25 protein-coding genes are annotated in these 22,197 nt (G+C 26.6%); 22 read left to right on the top strand and 3 right to left on the bottom strand.

Annotated elements, in window-relative coordinates; genetic code table 11:
* Positions 1-192 precede the first annotated feature (192 nt).
* From EGD97_RS03640 to EGD97_RS12350, 14 genes are all read left to right on the top strand, one after another.
* Complete coding sequence (locus tag EGD97_RS03640; RefSeq protein ID WP_078682464.1) at positions 193-1,314, top strand: sodium ion-translocating decarboxylase subunit beta; 1,122 nt, start codon at positions 193-195, stop codon at positions 1,312-1,314.
* A gap of 27 nt (positions 1,315-1,341) precedes the next feature.
* On the top strand, positions 1,342-1,476 hold the full coding sequence (locus EGD97_RS12685) for an OadG-related small transporter subunit (RefSeq protein WP_265936967.1): 135 nt from the start codon (positions 1,342-1,344) through the stop codon (positions 1,474-1,476).
* 192 nt (positions 1,477-1,668) lie between these two features.
* Complete coding sequence (gene nth, locus EGD97_RS03635; RefSeq protein WP_078682463.1) at positions 1,669-2,328, top strand: endonuclease III; 660 nt, start codon at positions 1,669-1,671, stop codon at positions 2,326-2,328.
* Positions 2,321-3,136 (top strand): pyrroline-5-carboxylate reductase, encoded by an 816-nt coding sequence (gene proC, locus EGD97_RS03630; RefSeq protein ID WP_078682462.1) that lies wholly within the window; start codon positions 2,321-2,323, stop codon positions 3,134-3,136. Before nth ends, proC begins: the two co-directional genes overlap by 8 nt.
* A gap of 26 nt (positions 3,137-3,162) precedes the next feature.
* Entirely contained in the window at positions 3,163-4,284 is a 1,122-nt protein-coding gene (gene mnmA / locus EGD97_RS03625; protein WP_078682461.1) for a tRNA 2-thiouridine(34) synthase MnmA, read from the top strand.
* Between the two features lie 121 nt (positions 4,285-4,405).
* Entirely contained in the window at positions 4,406-5,752 is a 1,347-nt protein-coding gene (gene gdhA, locus EGD97_RS03620; protein WP_127836512.1) for an NADP-specific glutamate dehydrogenase, read from the top strand.
* A 283-nt stretch (positions 5,753-6,035) separates the two neighbouring features.
* Positions 6,036-6,452: a HutP family protein gene (locus EGD97_RS03615; protein WP_078682459.1), complete on the top strand. Its 417-nt coding sequence runs from the start codon at positions 6,036-6,038 to the stop codon at positions 6,450-6,452.
* A 240-nt stretch (positions 6,453-6,692) separates the two neighbouring features.
* Entirely contained in the window at positions 6,693-7,523 is an 831-nt protein-coding gene (locus EGD97_RS03610) for an Mrp/NBP35 family ATP-binding protein (protein WP_078682458.1), read from the top strand.
* Between the two features lie 121 nt (positions 7,524-7,644).
* Positions 7,645-7,836 carry a hypothetical protein gene (locus EGD97_RS12495; RefSeq protein ID WP_180376976.1) on the top strand — a complete coding sequence of 64 codons (192 nt, stop codon included), beginning with the start codon at positions 7,645-7,647 and terminating at the stop codon, positions 7,834-7,836.
* A gap of 33 nt (positions 7,837-7,869) precedes the next feature.
* A complete protein-coding gene (locus tag EGD97_RS03600; RefSeq protein ID WP_127836511.1) occupies positions 7,870-8,226 on the top strand; it encodes a NifB/NifX family molybdenum-iron cluster-binding protein in 357 nt (118 codons plus the stop codon).
* A 17-nt stretch (positions 8,227-8,243) separates the two neighbouring features.
* A complete protein-coding gene (locus tag EGD97_RS03595) occupies positions 8,244-8,720 on the top strand; it encodes a Fur family transcriptional regulator (protein ID WP_127836510.1) in 477 nt (158 codons plus the stop codon).
* Positions 8,690-9,130, top strand: a complete 441-nt coding sequence (locus EGD97_RS03590) for a DUF134 domain-containing protein (protein WP_127836509.1) — start codon at positions 8,690-8,692, stop codon at positions 9,128-9,130. Before EGD97_RS03595 ends, EGD97_RS03590 begins: the two co-directional genes overlap by 31 nt.
* 413 nt (positions 9,131-9,543) lie before the next feature.
* Positions 9,544-10,074 (top strand): ECF transporter S component, encoded by a 531-nt coding sequence (locus EGD97_RS03580; RefSeq protein ID WP_078682456.1) that lies wholly within the window; start codon positions 9,544-9,546, stop codon positions 10,072-10,074.
* 176 nt (positions 10,075-10,250) lie between these two features.
* Positions 10,251-10,388 (top strand): hypothetical protein, encoded by a 138-nt coding sequence (locus tag EGD97_RS12350; protein WP_164850153.1) that lies wholly within the window; start codon positions 10,251-10,253, stop codon positions 10,386-10,388.
* A 203-nt stretch (positions 10,389-10,591) separates the two neighbouring features.
* Here the strand turns inward: EGD97_RS12350 and EGD97_RS03575 are convergent, their stop codons facing one another.
* Positions 10,592-11,230, bottom strand: a complete 639-nt coding sequence (locus tag EGD97_RS03575) for a histidine phosphatase family protein (protein WP_078682455.1) — start codon at positions 11,228-11,230, stop codon at positions 10,592-10,594.
* 638 nt (positions 11,231-11,868) lie between these two features.
* Here EGD97_RS03575 and EGD97_RS03570 point away from each other — a divergent pair.
* The 7 genes from EGD97_RS03570 to EGD97_RS03540 all read left to right on the top strand — a co-directional run bounded on the left by EGD97_RS03570 (position 11,869) and on the right by EGD97_RS03540 (position 20,525).
* The gene (locus EGD97_RS03570) at positions 11,869-12,882 is read left to right on the top strand and encodes an ABC transporter substrate-binding protein (RefSeq protein WP_078682454.1); all 1,014 of its coding nucleotides are present in this window, start codon (positions 11,869-11,871) and stop codon (positions 12,880-12,882) included.
* 1 nt (position 12,883) lies between these two features.
* Positions 12,884-13,786: an ABC transporter permease gene (locus EGD97_RS03565; RefSeq protein WP_078682453.1), complete on the top strand. Its 903-nt coding sequence runs from the start codon at positions 12,884-12,886 to the stop codon at positions 13,784-13,786.
* Entirely contained in the window at positions 13,752-14,546 is a 795-nt protein-coding gene (locus tag EGD97_RS03560; protein ID WP_078682452.1) for an ABC transporter ATP-binding protein, read from the top strand. The genes EGD97_RS03565 and EGD97_RS03560 overlap by 35 nt, the downstream gene beginning before the upstream one ends.
* Positions 14,547-14,862: 316 nt before the next feature.
* The gene (locus tag EGD97_RS03555; protein WP_078682451.1) at positions 14,863-15,600 is read left to right on the top strand and encodes a class I SAM-dependent methyltransferase; all 738 of its coding nucleotides are present in this window, start codon (positions 14,863-14,865) and stop codon (positions 15,598-15,600) included.
* Between the two features lie 105 nt (positions 15,601-15,705).
* Positions 15,706-17,688 carry a transketolase gene (tkt, locus tag EGD97_RS03550; RefSeq protein WP_078682450.1) on the top strand — a complete coding sequence of 661 codons (1,983 nt, stop codon included), beginning with the start codon at positions 15,706-15,708 and terminating at the stop codon, positions 17,686-17,688.
* A 486-nt stretch (positions 17,689-18,174) separates the two neighbouring features.
* Positions 18,175-19,929, top strand: coding sequence for a phosphoenolpyruvate carboxykinase (locus EGD97_RS03545; RefSeq protein WP_078682449.1), 1,755 nt, complete (start codon positions 18,175-18,177; stop codon positions 19,927-19,929).
* Between the two features lie 80 nt (positions 19,930-20,009).
* Entirely contained in the window at positions 20,010-20,525 is a 516-nt protein-coding gene (locus EGD97_RS03540) for a hypothetical protein (protein WP_078682448.1), read from the top strand.
* Between the two features lie 66 nt (positions 20,526-20,591).
* Here the strand turns inward: EGD97_RS03540 and EGD97_RS03535 are convergent, their stop codons facing one another.
* Both EGD97_RS03535 and EGD97_RS03530 read right to left on the bottom strand, forming a co-directional pair.
* Positions 20,592-20,807: a DUF378 domain-containing protein gene (locus EGD97_RS03535; protein ID WP_078682447.1), complete on the bottom strand. Its 216-nt coding sequence runs from the start codon at positions 20,805-20,807 to the stop codon at positions 20,592-20,594.
* A 187-nt stretch (positions 20,808-20,994) separates the two neighbouring features.
* Entirely contained in the window at positions 20,995-21,462 is a 468-nt protein-coding gene (locus EGD97_RS03530; RefSeq protein ID WP_078682446.1) for an Lrp/AsnC ligand binding domain-containing protein, read from the bottom strand.
* A 250-nt stretch (positions 21,463-21,712) separates the two neighbouring features.
* On the opposite strand from EGD97_RS03530, the gene EGD97_RS03525 reads away from it, so the two are divergent.
* Positions 21,713-22,099 (top strand): hypothetical protein, encoded by a 387-nt coding sequence (locus tag EGD97_RS03525; RefSeq protein ID WP_078682445.1) that lies wholly within the window; start codon positions 21,713-21,715, stop codon positions 22,097-22,099.
* Positions 22,100-22,197 lie beyond the last annotated feature (98 nt).

Here is a 22,197-nt window from a genome sequence, read left to right as displayed (position 1 = left end):
AGATATATTTAAAATAAAAACTAAAAAGTTAAATTTTTAAAGGCCTTTGGTATGAAAATACTAAAGACCTTTAAGTTTATTTATAACATTTAATGAAAATTAAGGCTAAGTATGAATTTGTTGTGATATAATAAATACATTGAAAATATGAATTTTAAAAAATTAAATTTATTTATAAGAGGAGGATATATTGTGGAATTTTTAATTCAAGGTATAGCTTCAATAACAATTAAACAAGTTATTATGTGGGGAATTGGGGGCATTTTAATTTATCTTGCTATTGCAAAAGATTTTGAGCCTTCATTACTTTTACCTATAGGATTTGGAGCAATTTTAGTTAATATACCTTTTTCGGGAGCTATAACTCAAATTATAAATGGTAAAGAAACGGAAGGAATATTGGATTTTTTATTTAAAGGCGGAATTTCAACAGAGATGTTTCCACTTTTATTATTTATAGGAATTGGGGCTATGATTGACTTTGGACCTCTTTTATCTAATCCTTTTATGTTATTATTTGGAGCAGCAGCTCAATTTGGTATATTTTTTACTATAATAGCAGCAACTCTTTTAGGATTTGATTTAAAAGATGCAGCATCAATTGGTATTATAGGTGCAGCAGATGGTCCTACTTCTATATTTGTTGCTAATTTTTTTAATTCTAAGTACATAGCACCTATAACTGTTGCAGCATATTCTTACATGTCTTTGGTACCAGTTATTCAGCCTTTTGCTATTAAACTTGTAACTACTAAAAATGAAAGAAAAATAAAAATGCAATATAATCCAGAAAATATTTCTAAAAAAACAAAAATTTTATTCCCTATAATAGTTACTCTTGTAGCCGGACTTATTGCTCCAACTTCTGTTTCTCTTATTGGATTTTTAATGTTTGGTAATCTTATAAGAGAATGTGGAGTATTAGACAGATTATCAGAAACAGCTCAAAAGGATTTGGTTAATATTATTACATTGCTTCTTGGCATAACTATAGCATCATCGATGAAAGCAGAAAATTTTGTAACACTTCAAACTGCTATGATAATTGGATTAGGACTTATTGCTTTTATATTTGACACTATAGGAGGGGTAGTATTTGCAAAGATATTAAATCTTTTTTTAAAAAATAAAATAAACCCTATGGTTGGAGCAGCAGGTATATCTGCATTCCCTATGTCAGCTAGGGTTATTCAAAAGATGGCTCAAAAAGAAGATAATCAAAATTTCATACTTATGCATGCTGTAGGAGCTAATGTAGCAGGGCAAATAGCTTCAGTTATAGCTGGAGGAATAATTTTAAATATTATAAAATAGTAAAATTAAAGGATGGTGTTATAATATATGAATTATGAAATTTTTAATAACTTTATAAAAGCTTTAGTGGTTATGGTTAAAGGTATGACAGGAATTTTTGTAGTTTTATTTGCTATATATCTTTGCATTAAATTTTTAATAAGAGTATTTCCTGAGAAATAATAAATTATGAAATATTAAAATAAAATATACTTTAGTAAAATAATATAAGCATGGGAATATAGATTTTAAAAAGAAAAAATAATTATTAGTTTATTATAAAATTATTTAAATATTTTGAAGCTTTATGTATATAGAGTATATTTAATTGTAGCATCATGCCTTTAAATTTATATAGAGGTGAATATATAATAAATGAAAAAAGATAATGTAAAAGAAATTTTAGATATTTTAGAAGAAACTTATCCAGATGCAAAATGTGAATTAGTACATAAAAATCCTTTTGAACTTTTAATAGCTACAGTGTTAAGTGCTCAAACTACGGATAAGAAAGTTAATGAAGTTACTAAAAAAATGTTTAATAAATATAAAACTCCCTATGATTTTATAAAATTAAAACAAGAAGAGCTTGAAAAAGAAATAAAAGAAATAGGATTATACAAAAATAAATCTAAAAACATAATAGGACTTTCTAATATGCTTATTAATGAATTTAATGGAGAAGTTCCAAAAACTAAGGAAGAATTAATAAAACTTCCAGGAGTTGGGAGAAAAACTGCAAATGTAGTATTAAGCAATGCTTTTAATGTCCCAGCAATAGCAGTAGACACTCATGTGTTTAGAGTATCTAATAGAATTGGCATTGCAGAGAGTGAAGATGTAATTAAAACTGAAGAACAACTTATGGAAAACATACCAAAAGAAAGATGGAGTAAAGCACATCATCTTCTTATTTTTCATGGAAGAAGAATTTGTACTGCAAGAAATCCAAAATGTGAGAAATGTACAATAGCTTCATACTGTAAATATTATTCTAATAAAAATATAGATAAGGGTGATGAATATTATGGATAAAAAAATAGGATTTATAGGTTGTGGCAATATGGCTCAAGCTATGCTTGGAGGAATAATAAATTCAAATATTATTTCAAAAGAAAATATAATATTAAGTGATAGAAGTTATGAAAAATTAAAGTCTGTTAAAGAAAAATATGATGTTTTAATTACTACAAATAATATTGAAGCTGCTAAATTTGCAGATATTTTAATATTAGCAGTAAAACCTAATATATATACTTATGTTATTAAAGAAATAAAAAATTATATAAAAAAAGATGTAATAATAGTTACTATAGCTGCAGGTATAACTATAGACTTTATTGAAAATTCATTTGATTTTCCTATTAAAGTAGTTAGAACTATGCCTAATACTCCTGCATTAGTTAGAGAAGGTATGACAGCTATATGTTCAAATAATATGGTTTTAAATGAAGAATTAAATTATATAATTAATATTTTTGAAAGCTTTGGAAAAACTGAATTAATAGAAGAAAAACTTATGGATGCAGTTACTGCTGTGAGCGGTTCTTCTCCAGCTTATGTATATATGTTTATTGAAGCTTTAAGTGATGGTGCAGTTAGAGATGGAATACCAAGAGAAAAAGCATATAAAATGGCTGCTCAAGCAGTTCTTGGAGCTGCTAAAATGGTGCTTGAAACAGGAATACATCCTGGAAAATTAAAAGATAATGTTTGTTCTCCAGGAGGAACAACAATTGAAGCTGTTTATACTCTTGAAAAACATAATTTTAGAGGAACAGTTATAGAAGCTATGAAAGCTTGTACTGAAAAGAGTATAGAAATGTCAAAGAAAAATTTATAAAAATGCAAAAGGAAGGTTGTTTATATATGAAAAAAGAACCTAAAGATACTACAGTTGTTATTGGAATGTCAGGAGGGGTTGATTCTTCTGTTGCGGCCTTACTTCTTAAAGAACAGGGATATAATGTTATAGGAATATTTATGAAAAATTGGGATGAAACTGATGAAAATGGTGTTTGTACAGCTGTTGATGACTATGAAGATGTAAGAAGGGTATGTGATCAAATAGGAATACCATATTATTCTGTAAATTTTGTAAAAGAATATTGGGATAGAGTATTTACATACTTTCTTGAGGAATATAAAAAAGGAAGAACACCAAATCCAGATGTTATGTGTAATAAAGAAATTAAATTTAAAGCATTTTTAGACTATGCACTTAAAATAGGAGCAGACTATATTGCTACTGGTCATTATGCTCAAGTTGATTTTATAGATAATGAATATAAACTTTTAAGGTCTGTTGATTCAAACAAAGATCAAACGTATTTTTTATGTCAATTAAATCAATATCAATTATCTAAAACTATGTTTCCAGTAGGACATCTTAAAAAAACAGAACTTAGAGATATTGCAGCGAAATACGGTTTAAAAACAGCAACTAAAAAAGACAGTACAGGAATATGTTTTATAGGAGAAAGAAACTTTCATAAATTTTTAAGCAATTATTTGCCTGCAAAACCTGGTGAAATCAAAACTCTTACAGGTCAGACAGTTGGAAAGCATGATGGACTTATGTATTATACTTTAGGACAAAGAAAGGGACTTGGGATTGGAGGAATAGGTACTGGAGAACCATGGTTTGTTGTAGATAAAGATTTAAATAAAAATATATTATATGTGGTTCAAGGTGAAAATCATCCAGCTTTGTATTCTTATGGACTTGAAGCTTGTGATTTAAATTGGATAAGTAACAATAAGCCAACAGGAACATTTTCATGTACTGCAAAATTTAGATATAGACAGCCTGATCAAAATGTTATATTAAATATTAAAGATAATGGAAGATGTGATGTTGTTTTTGAAAAGCCTCAAAGAGCTATAACTCCAGGTCAGGCAGTAGTATTTTATAAAGATGAAGTATGCCTTGGGGGCGGAACAATAGATTTAATTTATAAAACAGAAAAGGAAGCAAAAAATAAAATATAAAAATAAAATATATGCAAACAAACGTTTTCAAATTGAGATTTTTTGTATTTTTTTGTTGCACTATTTTATAAAAAGTGCAATAATATATGATATAAACTTGCAAAATTAAAGGGGTGCTATTATGAATGGTAAAGAGTACGTAAACAAAGTTTTAGACGAAGTAAAAAAAGAAAATGAAGGACAGCACGAGTTTCTTCAAGCTGTAGAAGAGGTTTTAGAAACATTGATTCCTGTATTTGACAAAAATCCAAAGTATATGGAAGAAGGTATACTTGAAAGAATTGTAGAACCTGAAAGGCAAATAATGTTTAGAGTACCTTGGATAGATGATAATGGTAAAGTTAGGGTAAATAGAGGATATAGGATACAATTTAATAGTGCTATAGGACCTTATAAAGGTGGATTAAGATTTCATCCTACAGTAAATTTAAGCATTATAAAGTTTTTAGGTTTTGAACAAATATTTAAAAATTCATTAACAGGTCTTCCTATTGGTGGCGGAAAAGGAGGTTCTAATTTCGATCCAAAAGGTAAGTCAGATAGAGAAATTATGAGATTTTGTCAAAGTTTTATGTCGGAACTTTATAAACATATAGGAGAAAACATAGATGTTCCAGCAGGAGATATTGGAGTTGGAGGAAGAGAAATAGGATATTTATTTGGACAGTATAAAAAAATTGCTTCTTCTTATGATGCTGGAGTACTTACTGGTAAAGGACTTACTTTTGGAGGAAGTTTAGTTAGAACAGAAGCAACTGGATATGGATTGGTTTATTTTGTTGAAGAAATGCTTAAGAGTAATGGCATGGATATGGACGGTATGAAAGTATTAGTATCTGGATCAGGAAATGTGGCTATTTATGCTATGGAAAAAGCTAAACAACTTGGGGCTAAAGTTTTAGCTTGTAGTGATTCTAATGGATTTATTTATGATAAAAATGGTATTGATGTACAAACTGTAAAAAATATTAAAGAAGTAAATAGAGGAAGAATAAGCGAATATATTAAATATCATCCTTCTGCAGAATATCATGAAGGCTGCAATGGAATATGGAATATTCCTTGCGATGTAGCACTTCCTTGTGCAACTCAAAATGAAATTGATAAAGAAGCTGCTCTTACATTAGTTAAAAATGGCGTTAAAGCAGTAGGAGAAGGAGCAAATATGCCATCAACTTTAGAGGCAGTAGAGGTATATTTTGCAAATAATGTTCTTTTTGCACCAGCTAAAGCAAGTAATGCAGGTGGTGTTGCAGTTTCAGCTCTTGAAATGTCTCAAAATAGTATGAGAATGAATTGGACTTTTGAAGAAGTTGATAAAAAATTAAAAGATATAATGGTAAATATACACAGTAAAAGTGTTGCTACTGCAGAAGAATATGGATTTAAAGGTAATCTTTTAGTAGGAGCAAATATTGCAGGATTTTTAAAAGTTGCAGATGCTATGATGTATCAAGGTATAGTTTAAAAACAAAGTTCATAAATAAAAGAGAAAAGGTAAAAAGTTAAAATTCTTTTTACCTTTTCTCTTTTATTTAATAATACATTATAATACAATTAAGTTATAAAAAAATATAAAATGATTATCTTTCAAAAAGTCTTTTAACCATTATATATAAATATAATAGAAATTTATAAACATTATAAATTGTATAGTGGAAATTAATTTACAGCTTATTGTTGGTTAATCATAAAATAATAAATTTAATATTAAACTTATTAAAAATAAAAATTTAGATGGAGTGATACAAATGATTATTGACAGTATAGCAGTAGCTAAAGCTTCAATAGAGCTTGCTATATCATCAAGAGAAGAAGAAAAAGAATTGGAAAGTAAATTTAAAGAAAAAGGAATATTAACTGTAGCTGTAGATGTAGGTGGAAATTTAAATAATTCAATTACTAAAATAATGGAAAGAGCTTTAGTGGCCGCTAAAAGAAATGGCATAATAAAAGATTGTCATGTTCATGATGGAGCTGTTATTGGTGCTGCAAGAGAGGCTATTATGCAGGTAGCTTCTAAAGCTAATGGGTTAAATGTTGGAGGGAAAATAGGCATAGCAAGAAGTGGGGAACATCTAAGTGTTGCAATTTTTATGAGTATAGGTGTTTTACATTTAAATGATTTAGTAATAGGAATAGGTCATAGATCTATACCTAATGTATAAAATTATGGGGGTGTAATTAGTTTTGTGTAAAATCAAATCTAATTACACTCCCATAATTTCGTATTTATCAATTATATTTTCATAACCTCTTAGGTAAATATAATTTCTTAATTTTTATTATTTTATTTTTTTGTATTACGAATTAAAGATATTTATAATTGGCATTTGACAATAACTAAAAATAGATGTAATATGAAATTGGCAAATGCTAATAATAAATTTTATTTAGGAGATGATTTTATGGGAGAATGCAGTACATGTCCATCAAATGATGGATGCTCAAAGGATAAGGAAAGCTGTATGATTAAAAATAATCCATTAAACAATGTAAAAAAAATTATTGGTGTTATGAGTGGAAAAGGTGGTGTAGGTAAGTCTTCAATATCTGTACTCATTGCAAAACATTTAAAACAGCTTGGGTATAGTGTGGGCATATTAGATGCTGACATAACAGGACCAAGTATTCCAAGGCTGCTTGGATTAAGAGGTAAAAGAGCTGAAGTACTTGAAGAAATGATGATACCTGTTGAAAACTATGATGGAATAAAGGTCATGTCACTAAATTTCCTAATAGATAAGGAAGATGATCCTGTAATATGGAGAGGACCAATGATTGCAGGTGTAGTTGAGCAATTTTGGACAAATGTTCTTTGGGGAGAACTTGATTATTTAATAATTGATATGCCTCCCGGAACAGGTGACGTTGCATTAACAGTAATGCAATCTATTCCAATTAATGGAGTAGTTATGGTATCTGTGCCACAAGATCTTGTTTCTATGATAGTATCAAAGGCTGTAAATATGGCAAGAAAAATGGATATTAACATTTTAGGTGTTATTGAAAATATGAGTTATATAACTTGTCCTGATTGTGGTAAAAAAATAAAACTTTTTAATGGCGAAAGTACAGAGAAATTTTTAAATGAAATGAATTTAAAACTATTAGGAGAACTTCCTATGCTAAATAGTATAAGCAATTTGAGTGAGCATTGGTATGAAAGCGTAAATGAAAGTCTTGAATTGATTTTTAACCCTATAGTAAAAAATATAATAAAAGATTTGGAGGAATAGTAATGATTAATACAGATATTTTAGTAATCGGAGGAAGCGCAGGGGAATAATTACTGCTACAATAGCTAAAAAAGTATATGCAGATAAAAGTGTAGTACTTGTAAGAAAAAATAAAACAGTTATGGTTCCTTGTGGGATACCATATATTTTTGGAACATTAAAGTATGCAAGTAAAAATAGAATACCAGATTCAATGCTTACAAATGCAGGTGTAGAGCTTCTAATAGATGAAGTTATAAAAATTGATAAAGAAAACAAGATTGCAATTTTATCAGATAATGAAGATGATATTTTAAAAGAAAGTATAAAATAAAAATTTAAATAAAAATATAGGGAGGAATTTTAAATGAAAATAGCAGTTGCAAGTGAAGGAAAATATGTAAGTGGACATTTTGGACATTGTGAAGGTTTTACAATATATGATGTAGAAGAAGGCAAGTCACTAAATAAGAATTTTACTTCAAATCCAGGGCATAGACCTGGATATCTTCCAGTATTTCTAAAGGAATTAGATGTAAATGTTATTATTGCAGGTGGCATGGGAGAAACAGCACAGCAGTTATTTAATGAAAATGGAATTGAAGTAGTTGTTGGTGCTGAAGGTTTATGCGATGATATAGTGCAAAAATATATAAACGGTGATTTAAAATCAACAGGCAGTGTTTGCAGAGAACATGAACATGAAGGACACTGCAATGAATAATTATAAAGGATGATTTTATGAAAGATGATTTGATGCCTTTTAAAAAGCTCTTAGAGGAAAATGAATATAAATTTACAATAGGCAAGAGGATAGTGTTAAAAACTATTTTAGATAGTAAAACTCATCTTAATGTAAAAGAAATATACGATAAAATAAAAGAATACCACCATATAGGACTTGCTACGGTTTATAGAGCTTTAAAGGTATTTAATAAACTTGGAATAGTAAAAGAAATAAATATTAATGGCATAAGTTATTATGAAATGAAAATATTTAGTGGTAAACCCCTGCATGTTCATTTTAAATGTTTTAAATGTAATAGTATAATTGATATAGATAGTCAAAGTATAAACTTTGACTATCTAAAGTTAAATAAAAAAGTAGAGGAAGAAAATAACATAGTAATATATGATTCCAATATTATGTTTTTAGGATTATGCAGTAAATGCAGGGAGGAATTAAAATGCCAAGACCAACAAAATTTAGAAGAGTAGAATTTTTCCCAGAGGACACTTATTTTGTTCCATGGGGTAAGCCTAAATGCGAGATTGAAGAAATAGTATTAAAAGTAGAAGAACTTGAAGCAATGAGGCTTAAGGATATTGAAGAGCTAAATCAAGAAGAGTGTGCTGATAGAATGCAGGTATCAAGGCAAACTTTTCAAAATATTATTGATAGTGCCAGAAAAAAGATAGCTATAGCTTTGACAGAAGGAAATGCTATAAGGATAAATGGCGGAAATTATAGGGCAACATTTTGTAAATTTAAATGCTTTAATTGTGGGAATGTATATGAAATAAACTATGAGCAGGATAAATATAACTGTCCTGTTTGCGGTTCAGATGAGGTTATGTGCAGTAAAAAGGCAGATATTTGCACAAAATGGTGTAAAACTACAAAGTAATGGATTTAATTGTTTGTTTCCAGAAAATTATACTGACACAGTAATTGAACATTTTATGTGTCCAAGAAATGTTGGAATAATAAAGTATGCAAATGGAGAAGGAACAATTAAGTACGTGAAGATTAAGGAATGTATAATGTACAATAAATTTTAATATTTTAGAGACAATTATAGAAAGAACAGGTATCCCAATCTATGGTGTCATAGGGGGAACTCATTTACGTGAAGCTGATGAATTAAGGTTAAGTAAAACAATTGACTTTTTAAAAGAAAAGCATATACAAATTTTAGGATTGTCTCATTGTACAGGAGAAAAAGCTGCTAAAGAAATCAAACATGAATTTAAAGAAAAATTTATATATAACAATACCGGAAACATAATAAAAGTAATATAAAAGATTGGAGATATAAAAATGAACATTAACACAAAAAAATTAGTTCAAGCTTCTTTACTATTAGCAATGGGTATCATATTTCAAATAATAGGTAGAAATATACCACAGATTAATCAATTTTTAGTAGGTCCGATAATTAATTGTATTTTAATATTAACTGCTTTTATTTGCGGCAAGTGGTGGGGTGTAGGAGTAGGAATTTTAACTCCTATTTTAGCATGGCTTGTTGGTCAACTTGCAACTCCTTTAGCTCCATTTATACCATTTATTATAATCGGGAATTTTTTATTTGTATTTTTATTTTCATTATTTATGGAAGGACAACTGTTAAAAAGAGGTATTGGAATTATTCTTGGAGCAATAGGGAAATATGCTTTTTTAACCTTTGCTTCTACTAAATTAATAAATCTTTTTGGCTTAAATTTTCCACCTAAGGTGCTTAAGGCATTATCAATAAGTATGAGTACTCCTCAACTTATAACTGCACTTGTAGGTGGAGCTTTTGCTTTAATAATTATAGAATTATTAATAAAAAGAAAAGTTATTTAGCTAAAAGAAAATAAAAAGCTTGGTATAAAAACACTACCAATTTTCATGGTAGTGTTTTTAAATTTTATTTTTTTGATTCCATTAATAAAATACATTTCTTCATTGTCTATTATTGTAGATATTTTAAAGTATTTACACATAATTTTAGCTGTTATTTCAATAGACGGAAGAATATAATGTTTTCAGATATATCTATAGCAGTAATATTTAGTGGATTAGTCAGAATGAGATATTCTGACATGATTTCAGTACCTGTACCAATATCTATTATTTTAGAGTTAATTGTTGTAAAAGCTCCAGCACCAGTAAAATAGAATACGATATAAAAAGTCCGATTAAGGTGAGATGTCATTTTAATCGGATCTTTTTATTTACAAGTACAGAACCCTCTTTTTACTTATTATTTAGTTAGTATTTTAATATATAAGTTATGCTCATTGTAATTTATATGATGGTTCTGTTGCAGATTAATCCCTCTAGGACTTATGAATTTAAGATAAAAAATTAGCTCAAAGTATTATACGTATGATTTAATAATATAATTATTTGGTATATGGCTTGTATCATTTATTTTAATTATAGTTGGATTTAAATCATAATCAAAATCTATTTCACAAATTGAAGTATTCCCTAAATTGATTTTATGGTACATTGTCATATCCCATTCAAAAAGTCCAATTAGTCCAGCTTTTATTATTCCACCATGAGCTACTATTAAAATTTTCTTTTCCATATGCTTTGTTACAATTTTATTTATAGCATTTTTAGCTCGTATACTTGCATTTTTCAAACTTAAATCTCCTCCGCATATAGGAGCCTCAAGTTTATCATTTCTCCAGTTATAAAATTCTTTTGGAAAATTATTTGATATTTCTTTTATTGTAAGACCTTCCCATTTACCAAAATTTATTTCTCTTAATTCTTTAACTACAATAGGCTTAGTTTGTTTACTTGCAGCAATAATTTCTGCTGTTTGTACTGCTCTTTTTAAAGGACTCGTGTATATATAATCAAAATTGCCATTAAAATTTCTTGATAAATACGTAGCTTGTATAATACCTTCTTTAGATAATTCTATATCGTTACAGCCTTGAAATTTGCCTAATTTATTCCATTCAGTTTCACCATGTCTTATTAAAAATACTTTAGTTTTCATTTTTATCTCCTTATTAAATCATTTTTGATTACATTTGATATTAAAATCAGAATATCTATATTTATAGTATGATATTTAAAAATTTGAGTCAATATTTAATCTTTAATTCATAATTTATGCGTAGTTTGCTAACTCTGCTATACTAAAGTTAAAATTATATAAAGAAGTTTACTTATTTTTGCGAAGATTTTTCATAGTGCATATCTTAATTTAGAAGAGAGAAAGAAATTATTAAATTCTATTAATTGAAAAAATATATACAACCTATAAATGTAATAATTATATTAAGTGTTATAAAATTATATTTTGTATTTAAGAAATTGTAAAAGTATATTGAAATAGTTAAAAATATATGATAAAATTTAGCCTATAATTTATTTTTAATGTAATGTTTTTATATGTAGTGATAAATTTGTAGCATAGATTATATTTATATAAATTTTTTTACAAGTAAGTATTTAATATTTAAATTTATAGTATTATTGATATTTTTAAATATAATTAAAATTGTAGAATGGTAGTTTTAGTAGGAGATATAGTGTAGTTTAAGAAAATTTTACTTTTTGTTCTTTTATGTTAAGTAAGCTCTCCTTTTGAGAGCTTTTATTTTATATTAATTAATTTTGGAGGATGGTAGTATGGTAGGTAAAAAAATTTCAATTCTAACATCACTTTTATTAAGTGTATCAATTCTAGGAGGATGTTCTAAAACTCCAGCGGTTTCATCTGATAAATCAGCAAATAAAGAAAAAATAATAAAAATAGGAATAAGTCAAGTAACTGAGCATCCGGCTTTAGATGCAGCCAGAAATGGATTTATTGAGGCACTAAAATCTAAAGGATTTGAAGATGGTAAAAATATAAAAATTGATTATCAAAATGCTCAAGGTGAGATAGCAACAGCTCAAACTATAGCACAGAATTTTGTATCTCAAAAAGAAGATCTAATATTAGCAATAGCTACACCATCTGCACAGGCTGCTTATAATGCTACAAAGGATATTCCTATACTTATAACAGCTGTAACAGATCCTATAAAAGCTGGTCTTACAAAATCTTTAGATAAGCCAGATACAAATGTAACGGGTACTTCTGATGATGTTTCCATTGAAAAACAGTTGGAGCTTTTAAAAAAATTGTTACCTAATAGTAAAAAAATGGGTGTAATATATAATTCAAGCGAAAGCAACTCTGAAATTCAACTGGAAAACATAAAAAAAGCAGTTCCAAATTTTAACCTTGAACTTGTATCTGTTGGAGTAAATAATGTCAATGAAATAACCCAAGCTTTAAATTCAATATTAGATAAAATAGATGTATTATATATTCCAACGGATAATCTAGTAGTTTCTGCAATGCCTTTAATAAGCAATACATGTTTTAAAAAGAATATACCTATCATAGGTTCTGAAGAAGGACAAGTGGCATCAGGAGCATTAGCAACTAATGGTATAGATTATTTTAAATTAGGTTTTCAAACAGGACTTATGGCTGTTGAAATATTAAATGGTAAGAAAGTTTCTCAAATCCCAATTACAACTTTATCTGAGCTTTCTATGGTTATTAATATAGATGCAGCTAAAAAGTTAAATATAAATATACCTGAAGATATAAGTAATAAAGCAAAAAAGATAACTGGGGGCGTTAATTAATATGGAACTTTTTATAAGCACATTAGAGCAGGGATTAATATTTTCTATAGTTGCACTAGGGATATATTTAACATTTAAAGTATTAAAATTTTCAGATCTTTCTGTAGATGGGACGTTTCCTTTAGGAGCAGCTATTACAGCTCTTTGTCTTATGAAAGGTATGAATCCTTTTATTTCATGTATTATAGCTTTTTTCACAGGTGCATTAGCAGGTTTAGTTACTGGGGTTTTAAATGTAAAACTTAAAATTTCAGAACTTTTAAGTGGTATATTAGTGATGATGGGTTTATATTCTATAAATCTTAGAATAATGTCTAAATCAAATGTGCCTTTATTTGGGAAAGAAACTATTTTTTCAAAAACAGATTACTCAATAATTATATTATTAATAATTGTTTTAGTTATAAAATTAGCTTTAGATTTATTTATGAAAACTAAGCTTGGTTTTATTTTGACGGCAACAGGAGATAATGAACAAATGGTAACACTTTTAGGTGTTAACAAAGATAGCATAAAATTATTAGGGCTTATGCTTTCAAATGGACTTATAGCATTTTCAGGAGCAATCATGGCACAATATCAAGGCTTTTCAGATGTAAATATGGGAACAGGTACTATGGTTATGGGATTGGCTGCAGTAGTAATGGGAGAAACTATATTTAAAAAAGTAAGTATTATTAAGGCAACTACTATGACTATAATAGGTTCTATGTTATATAAAGCAGCTATATCAATTGCATTAAAGATGGGACTTCCAGCAACAGATTTAAAACTTATTACAGCTTTAATTGTAATATTAGCTCTATCTTTAAATGGGAAAAGTTTCGGATTTAAAAATAAAAAATTAGTTACATTAGGGGGTAAGGCTATTGCTAAAAATACAAAATCTATACAAGACATTTAATAAAAATACTGTAAATCAAAATGATTTATTTAATGGACTTAATTTAGAAGTAAATAAAGGAGATTTTGTAACTATTATTGGAAGTAATGGCGCTGGAAAATCTACCCTTATGAATATAATAGCTGGTTCTATAAAAGAAGATGGTGGATCTATAATTATAGATGGTAATGAAATAAATAAAGTTCCTGAATATAAACGTTCAAAATATTTAGGGAGAGTATTTCAAGATCCTTCAAAAGGAGTAGCTTCTCATATGACTATACTTGAAAATTTATCTTTAGCCTACAACAAAGGAAAAAGATTTAATTTAAGTTTTGGAATATCTAAAAAAAATGTTAATATGTTTAAAGAAATGCTTTCTGAATTAAAATTGGGTCTTGAAGATAAATTATATACTAAAGTAGGACTTTTATCAGGGGGACAAAGACAGGCATTATGTCTTATGATGGCAGTTATGCAAAAACCTAAAGTTCTTTTATTAGATGAGCATACTGCAGCTTTAGACCCTAAAACTTCAGAAATTATAATTGATTTAACAGAAAAAATAGTTAATGATAATGATATAACTACTCTTATGGTAACACATAATTTAAACCACGCAATTAAACTAGGGAATAGATTAATAATGATGCATACAGGGAATATAGTTGTTGATATAAAAGATAATGATAAAAAAGGCTTAACTGTTGAAAAGCTTATTGAAAATTTCAACAATATACAAGGTAAAGAATTTTTAAGTGATAGAGTATTATTATCATAAGGTTGGCTTTATAAGCTGACCTTTATTTTTTATTATAATTAGTATATTATATGGTTATAATTAAAAAGTATTTATGATTATTATTTTAATGATTATATAACAAAAAAGTATTTTTATTAATGATTGATAACTATATACAGATATAGTACAAAGTAATAAACATTATAAATTATAGTGAAAATTAATTTATATCATATTGGATGTTTAATTATTTTATTAAACAATGAATTTTAATTAAAATTTGTATTTATATAAAAATATATAAATTATATAAATTTAAAAACAACAAATAAAAATAAGGGTAGGAGGATAATATATGAAATTTTATAAAGAATTAAGTAATGTATATGATGATATTTTCCCACAAAATGAAGAAACTTTAAAATTTTTATGTAAAAATTTAAAAAATAATTCTTCTGTATTAGATTTAGCTTGTGGAACAGGTACATATTCTATTGCCTTAGCTTTAAAAGGTCATAGGGTAGATGCTATTGATTTAGAAGAAGAAATGATAGAAATTGCTAAGAAAAAGGGGGGATTGTATGCTAACTTTGTTGCAGGAGATATGACAGAAATAAAATATGAATTTAAAGATAAAAAATATGACTTAGCTTATTGTATAGGAAATTCCATAGTACATTTAAAAAATAAAGAAAAAATACAAAGCTTTATTAAAGATGTTTATGATGTCTTAAGTGATAAAGGAATTTTTATAGTTCAGATAGTTAATTATGATAGAATAATTAACTATGATGTAAAATCACTTCCTACTATTGAAAATAAATTTAAAAAAGTTAAATTTATAAGAAATTACAATTATAAAAATGAAGAAAGAAATATAGAATTTCAAACGGAACTTATAATTGATAAAAATGGGGAAAATGAAAGTTTTAAAAATTCAGTAGATCTTATACCTTTACAAAAAGAAGAGCTTAAGTTAATGTTTGAAAAAGCAGGATTTTTAGATATTGAAATATATGGAAGCTTTTTAGAGGAAGAGTATAATGAGGAATCATTTTCAACTATTATAAAAGGAACAAAAAAACACATATAAATAAATAAATTTGTAATATAAACACATTGAATTATTTTTAACAAGTAATGTATAATATATTATAGAAGCATATACTGTACATTTTTTGCAAAGGAGTAGATATAAATGAATAATATTGATAATTTAGCTATTAATACCATTAGGGTATTATCAGCTGAAGGAGTACAAAAGGCAAATTCAGGGCATCCAGGGCTTCCTCTTGGTGCAGCACCTATGGCTTATACACTTTGGTCAAAACATATGAAGCATAATCCTAAAAATCCAAATTGGAAAGATAGAGACAGATTTATATTATCAGCAGGGCATGGTTCTATGCTTTTATATTCTCTTCTTCATTTATTTGAATATGGACTTACTAGAGAAGATTTAATGCAATTTAGACAACTTGGTAGCAAGACACCAGGTCATCCAGAATATGGCCATACAATAGGTGTAGAAACTACAACAGGACCACTTGGACAAGGATTTGCAACTGCAGTAGGAATGGCTTTAGCAGAAAGTTATTTAGCAAACAAATTTAATAGAAAAGGATTTAATATAGTAGATCATTATACATATGTTTTATCTGGTGATGGCGACATGATGGAAGGTGTAACTTCTGAAGCAGCATCACTTGCTGGTACTTTAGCATTAGATAAACTTATAGTTTTATATGACTCAAATAATATATCTATAGAAGGAAACACAGATATAGCTTTTAGGGAAGATGTAGCTGCTAGATATAGAGCATATAATTGGCAGGTTTTAACTGTTGAAGATGGAAATAATGTAGACGCTATCAGTAAAGCTATAGATGAAGCTAAAAAAGAGAAAACTAAGCCAAGTTTAATAATAATTAAAACTCAAATAGGTTATGGTTCACCAAAACAAGGTACTGCTGCTGTTCATGGAGAACCTTTAGGACTTGAAAACGTAAAAAAGACAAAAGAATTTTTAAAATGGGATTATGAAGATGATTTTTATGTTCCAAAAGAAGTTAAAGAACATATAAAAACTTTAATAGAAGAAGGAATTAAGAAAGAAGAAGAATGGAATAATCTTTATGAATCCTATAAAAAAGAGTATCCTGAATTAGCTCAAGAATATGAATTATGGTATTCTGGAAAACTTCCTGTAAATTTATTAGAATATGAAGACTTTTGGAAATTTGATAAAAAAATGGCTACAAGAGTTTCATCAGGAGAAATAATAAATAGATTAGCTAAAGTAGTTCCAAATCTTATAGGAGGTTCTGCTGATTTAGCTCCATCAAATAAAACATATATGAAAGACAGAGGAGATTTTTCAGCAGAAAATAGAAGTGGATCAAACTTACATTTTGGTGTAAGAGAATTTGCTATGGCTGCTATAGGAAATGGTATAGCAATACATGGAGGATTAAAGGATTTTGTAGCAACTTTCTTTGTATTTTCTGATTATATGAAAGCAGCAATGAGATTATCTGCTATTATGAAGCTTCCTGTAACTTATGTACTTACTCATGATAGTATAGGTGTAGGAGAAGATGGACCAACTCATCAGCCTATTGAACAATTAGCTGCATTAAGAAGTATTCCAAATTTCCATGTATTTAGACCAGCAGATTCTAAAGAAACAGCTGCAGCTTGGTATTCAGCTATAACTAGAGAAGATGGACCAACAGCATTAGTGCTTACAAGACAGGACTTACCTTTATATGAAGAATCATCAAAAGAAGCATTAAAGGGAGCATATATATTAAAAAATAGTAAGAAAGAAATACCTGATATAATACTTATGGCAACAGGCTCTGAAGTTGAACTTATATATGAAGCTTCAAAGATACTTGAAGAAAAAGGTATAGATGTAAGAGTTGTAAGTATGCCTTGTTTTGAAATATTTGATAAACAAAGCAAAGAATATAAAGAAAGCGTACTTCCAATGGCATGCAGAAAAAGACTTGCAGTTGAAGCTCTATCTTCATTTGGATGGCATAAATATGTAGGATTAGATGGAGATATTATTTCTTTAGATCATTTTGGAGAATCTGCACCAGCTAAATTACTTTTCGAAAAATTTGGATTTACAGTAGAAAATGTAGTAGAAAGAGCTTTAAATTTATTAAAATAATTATATTTAAAATATTTACAACTAATCTAGTATAAAAAATAAAAATAAAAAAATAATATTATAAAAAAGCTTCTCAATATATATAAATTATGAGAAGCTTTTTTTTTATAATATTATGATTATCTCATAAAAACTATTTTTTTAGAATTGATTACTATATTTTGAAGTAAATCAATAATAAATATACTTACTCATTGTGTAATGAAAATTTATTTACAGCTTATTGTGCTTTAATCATATTATTATTTCAAAAAAGTATTTATATTAAAATTGATAATTATAATACTTGTTATGATGTGTGATACATAACTAGACTATATTTAGTTTTCATAGTGTATATATTATAATAATTATAGATAAAAATTTAAAATTATTGTAAAAATGAAATTATTTTTGTTTCAAAATATCAAAATTTATGATAAAGTAATATATGAAGATATTAAAATGAATGTTTTCGGATTAAATTATTCATGATGGAGGATTAATATGGAAAAAGAGTTTTCGCTAAGCAATGATAAAGTAATGATAAATTTTACAGTGAAATACTGTGAAACCATGGAAAAACTTTTAGAAAGTTATGGATTTAAAAGAGTAGTATATTCATATTTAGAAAAAATTCAAAAAAGGAAAACTAATATATATAAATATATTAATGATAGTTTTCCAAATTCAACTATTGATGAAATTACAGAAAATTTAATAAGTTTATTTAAGCTTTTAACTATTGAAAAAACTACAGAAGTTATAAAACTAAATAATAAATACGAAAAAATATTAATGAAAAAAGAAAATTTTATAGATTTAATAGAAGATTTATATAAATATTGGAGAAAACTTGAAAGATATACAATACTACATAGTAGTAAAGTAAATGAAGGAGAAGGTTATGAGAGTGTAAGCTTTGTTGAGGCTAATAAGAATTTTTCAAAGCTTGTTTTAAATACTTATAGAAGAATAGAAGAACATGTTTTAGAATATAAACCAACTGTTTATAGGCAGCTTTCAGCAGGTGGTAATGCTAGCATTGTAGTAAAGAAAAATAATTGGGATATTCCTAAAGAATATGAAATGTTAAAAAATATTCCATTTATAACTTCAATGTTATTAAATACACCATTTATAACTTATCCTAAAAAAAATACAAGAAAAGGTTACTTTGAAGAAGTTTATAAAAATCCATTAGAAAATGCTGATGTAAATAATGATCATTTCTTTTGCTATCCAGCAAAGGTAGGAAAATTTCTTGCATATATATATTTTCATAGAGACTTTATGTCTCATGGAATTACATTATGTAATTTATTCGAAATGGCTAAAGAAGAAGAATATATGGGAGCTAAACCTGATATAATTTATGTATTTGGAGCCAGAGATAACGACACTAAAGTTAAAACTGTTTTTTATGATGATAATAAAAATAATATAATGCTTGGTTATGTTAGTCATGGAGACGAAATAGACTATTTTGGATATATGAAAAAAATGATACTAACTCTTCATAATGTTCTTATGATAAAAAAAGGAAATCTTCCAATTCATGGAGCTATGGTTAATATAGTAATGAAGAATGGAAAATCTGCAAATGTAATTATAATGGGGGACAGCGGTGCAGGAAAATCAGAAAGTCTTGAAGCTTTCAGAGCCTTAAGTGAAGATTATATAAGTGATATGACTATAGTATTTGATGATATGGGTACTCTTAAATTAAATGAAAATGGCAAACCGTTAGCTTATGGAACAGAAATTGGAGCTTTTGTAAGATTAGATGATTTAGATCAAGGATACGCTTTTAAAGAAATTGATAGAAGTATATTTATGAACCCAGATAAAATTAATGCAAGGCTTGTTATGCCTGTTGCAACTTATAAAGAGATAATAAAAGGTTATCCAGTAGATTTATTCTTATATGCTAATAATTATGAAGATGTAAAAGAAGGAGAATCTGAAATAGAATATTTCAATAGTCCTGAAGAAGCTATTAAAGTATTTAGATCTGGAGCAAGAATGGCAAAAGGAACAACATCAGAAACTGGACTTGTAGAATCATATTTTGCTAACCCGTTTGGACCACATCAAAAACAGGAAGAAACTGACAAACTTTTAAATTTATATTTTAATAATATGTTTGAAAGAGGGGTTAAAGTAGGTCAAATTAAGACTTGTTTAGGAATTCCTGGAAAGGAAAAAGAAGGTCCTAAAAATGCAGCTATAAAACTTTTTGATATTATTAAATCTTTATAAAATAGTTCTATTTATATAATATCGCTTTATAAATATATAAATATAAGGTTTTTATAAAAAGTTCTAGGAAGTGAACTTATTTGGGAAAATATATTTATAAAGCTAGAAATATTAGACAAAAAAATAGTTTAGGCTGGAGTATTATATTAATATTAATTATAGTGTTAGCTATTTTATTATCTTGCCTATATTTTGGAAATAATAAGTTAAATTATAAAAAATATAAAATTTACGAAAGTAAAATAGATAAAGAATTTAATGAAATAATAAATACTATAGATGCTGATGATAAAAGATATAATGCTAATGAACTAAGTAAAAGACAAATAATAGAAAAATATAAAAAAAGTTCAATAAAATTAGAAAAACTCTATGATTCTTTTAAATGGAAAAAAGGAGATGGAGCAGTAAAACAATTATATACAATAAAAAAATATATTATAATAAGCTATTCACAGCTTTATTACAATAAAGCTGTAGCTTTAGAAAATAATATTGCATCAAATGAAACTGAGGAAATAGAGTATATAAATATATTAACTGAAAATTATAAGAAAAAAGATAAAACTCAAAAACAAATATATAATTTATATTAAAAAATAATGCTGAAAGTTATTTCTTTCAGCATTATTTTTTAATATAAATTTAAAGAATAAAAATTATTATATTTCTTCATTTTTATCTTGATATCTGTCTTTTCCTAAAAAAGACAGAGAATAAATTCCAGCAATACCAACCAAAGCATATATAATTCTTGAAAAAGTTGTCATTTCTCCAAATAATGCAGATACTAAATTAAAGTCAAAAAATCCTATAAGTCCCCAATTAACTGCACCTATTATAACTAATAAAAGTGATAATGTATCTAAGAATTTCATATTATACATCTCCTTTAAATTGATTTATACAAAAATAGTATCTGCATATTTTTTAAAAATATAACTAAAATAAATTTTTTATAAAGATAAAAATCTATAGGTATAAACTATAGATTTTAAAAATATTATTATAAATTTAATTTTTAAATTTTATATATTTTAATTAAATTTTATGTTTATATAATATTTAAATATTTATATTTCTATCTACAATTTGATCAAGAGAAATAAAAATACTGGTACTTTGAATGCCTTTAATAGTTTGAATTTTATTTGTTAATAATTCATGTAAATGAGAAATATCTTTGCATATAATCTTAAATAAAATTGAAAAATCACCTGTAATGCAATGAATTTCTATTATTTCATTTATTTTTTTTAATTCTTCTGAAACATATTCACAAGAAGAGCAATTAACAAGTTTTATACCTACAAAAGCACAAATATCATAGCCCAACTTGGATGTATCTATAAGAAGTTTAGTACCTTTTATTATGCCCATTTCTTCCATTTTTTTTGTTCTTACATGTATTGTCCCGCCACTTACATGACATTGTCTCGCAATTTCAAGGAAAGGAGTTCGTGAGTCATTAAATAATATACTTAGTATTTGAAGATCTAAATCATCTAATTGATATTTACATGGTCCTTCCATAATATACCTCCATTCTATAGTTTTTATTTTAAAATAAATATTATTTTGATTTTTTAGTTTTTTTCAAATATTAAAATTCTATATATTTAAATTGCAATTTATCAAAGTAAATTATATAGAATATTATATCAGCAAAATATAAAGTTGACAATTTTATAACGAATAATTTCATTATTTTATTTTGTCTTGATATATTTTTAAAAATATATCATAATATTAAGTATATAATATTAAAAAAAGGGGGGATAAAATGGAAATCGTAAAACAGCTTTTATTAATGATAGTTTTTGCCGTAATTATTTTAATTGTATATAATATTTTGAAAGTTTATGTATTAAATAAAATAAATATTAATAAATGGATTGTTTTGGTATTAGGCATATTGGTACTTTTTTTACCAGGAATACTTGTAAGTTTAGGAGTAAAATTACCCAATAATTCATTTTGGCAGTTTATACCATCAGGAATATTTATAATTTTATTCCTTTGGTTTATGGATTTAAATGGATGGATGAGCAAAAAAACAAAATCATCTACTTCTTCTACATATACTGGTTACGGTAAAAAAGATAAGAAAAAAGATGTTATAATAAAGCCAAAAGCTAAACCTAATAGAGTTAAAAATAAAAAAAATTAAAAAAATAGGATGCCTGTTGCCACAACGCATCCTATTTTTTTATAGTCCCTATTTACATTTTATACAAATATATTAACTCTAATCAATAATATATAAAT

Source organism: Clostridium prolinivorans (assembly GCF_004011155.1).
GTDB classification, from domain to species: Bacteria; Bacillota; Clostridia; order Clostridiales; family Clostridiaceae; genus Clostridium_AT; species Clostridium_AT prolinivorans.
Note: the sequence above shows the minus strand (reverse complement) of the source record. Positions and strands in the feature narration are given on the sequence as shown.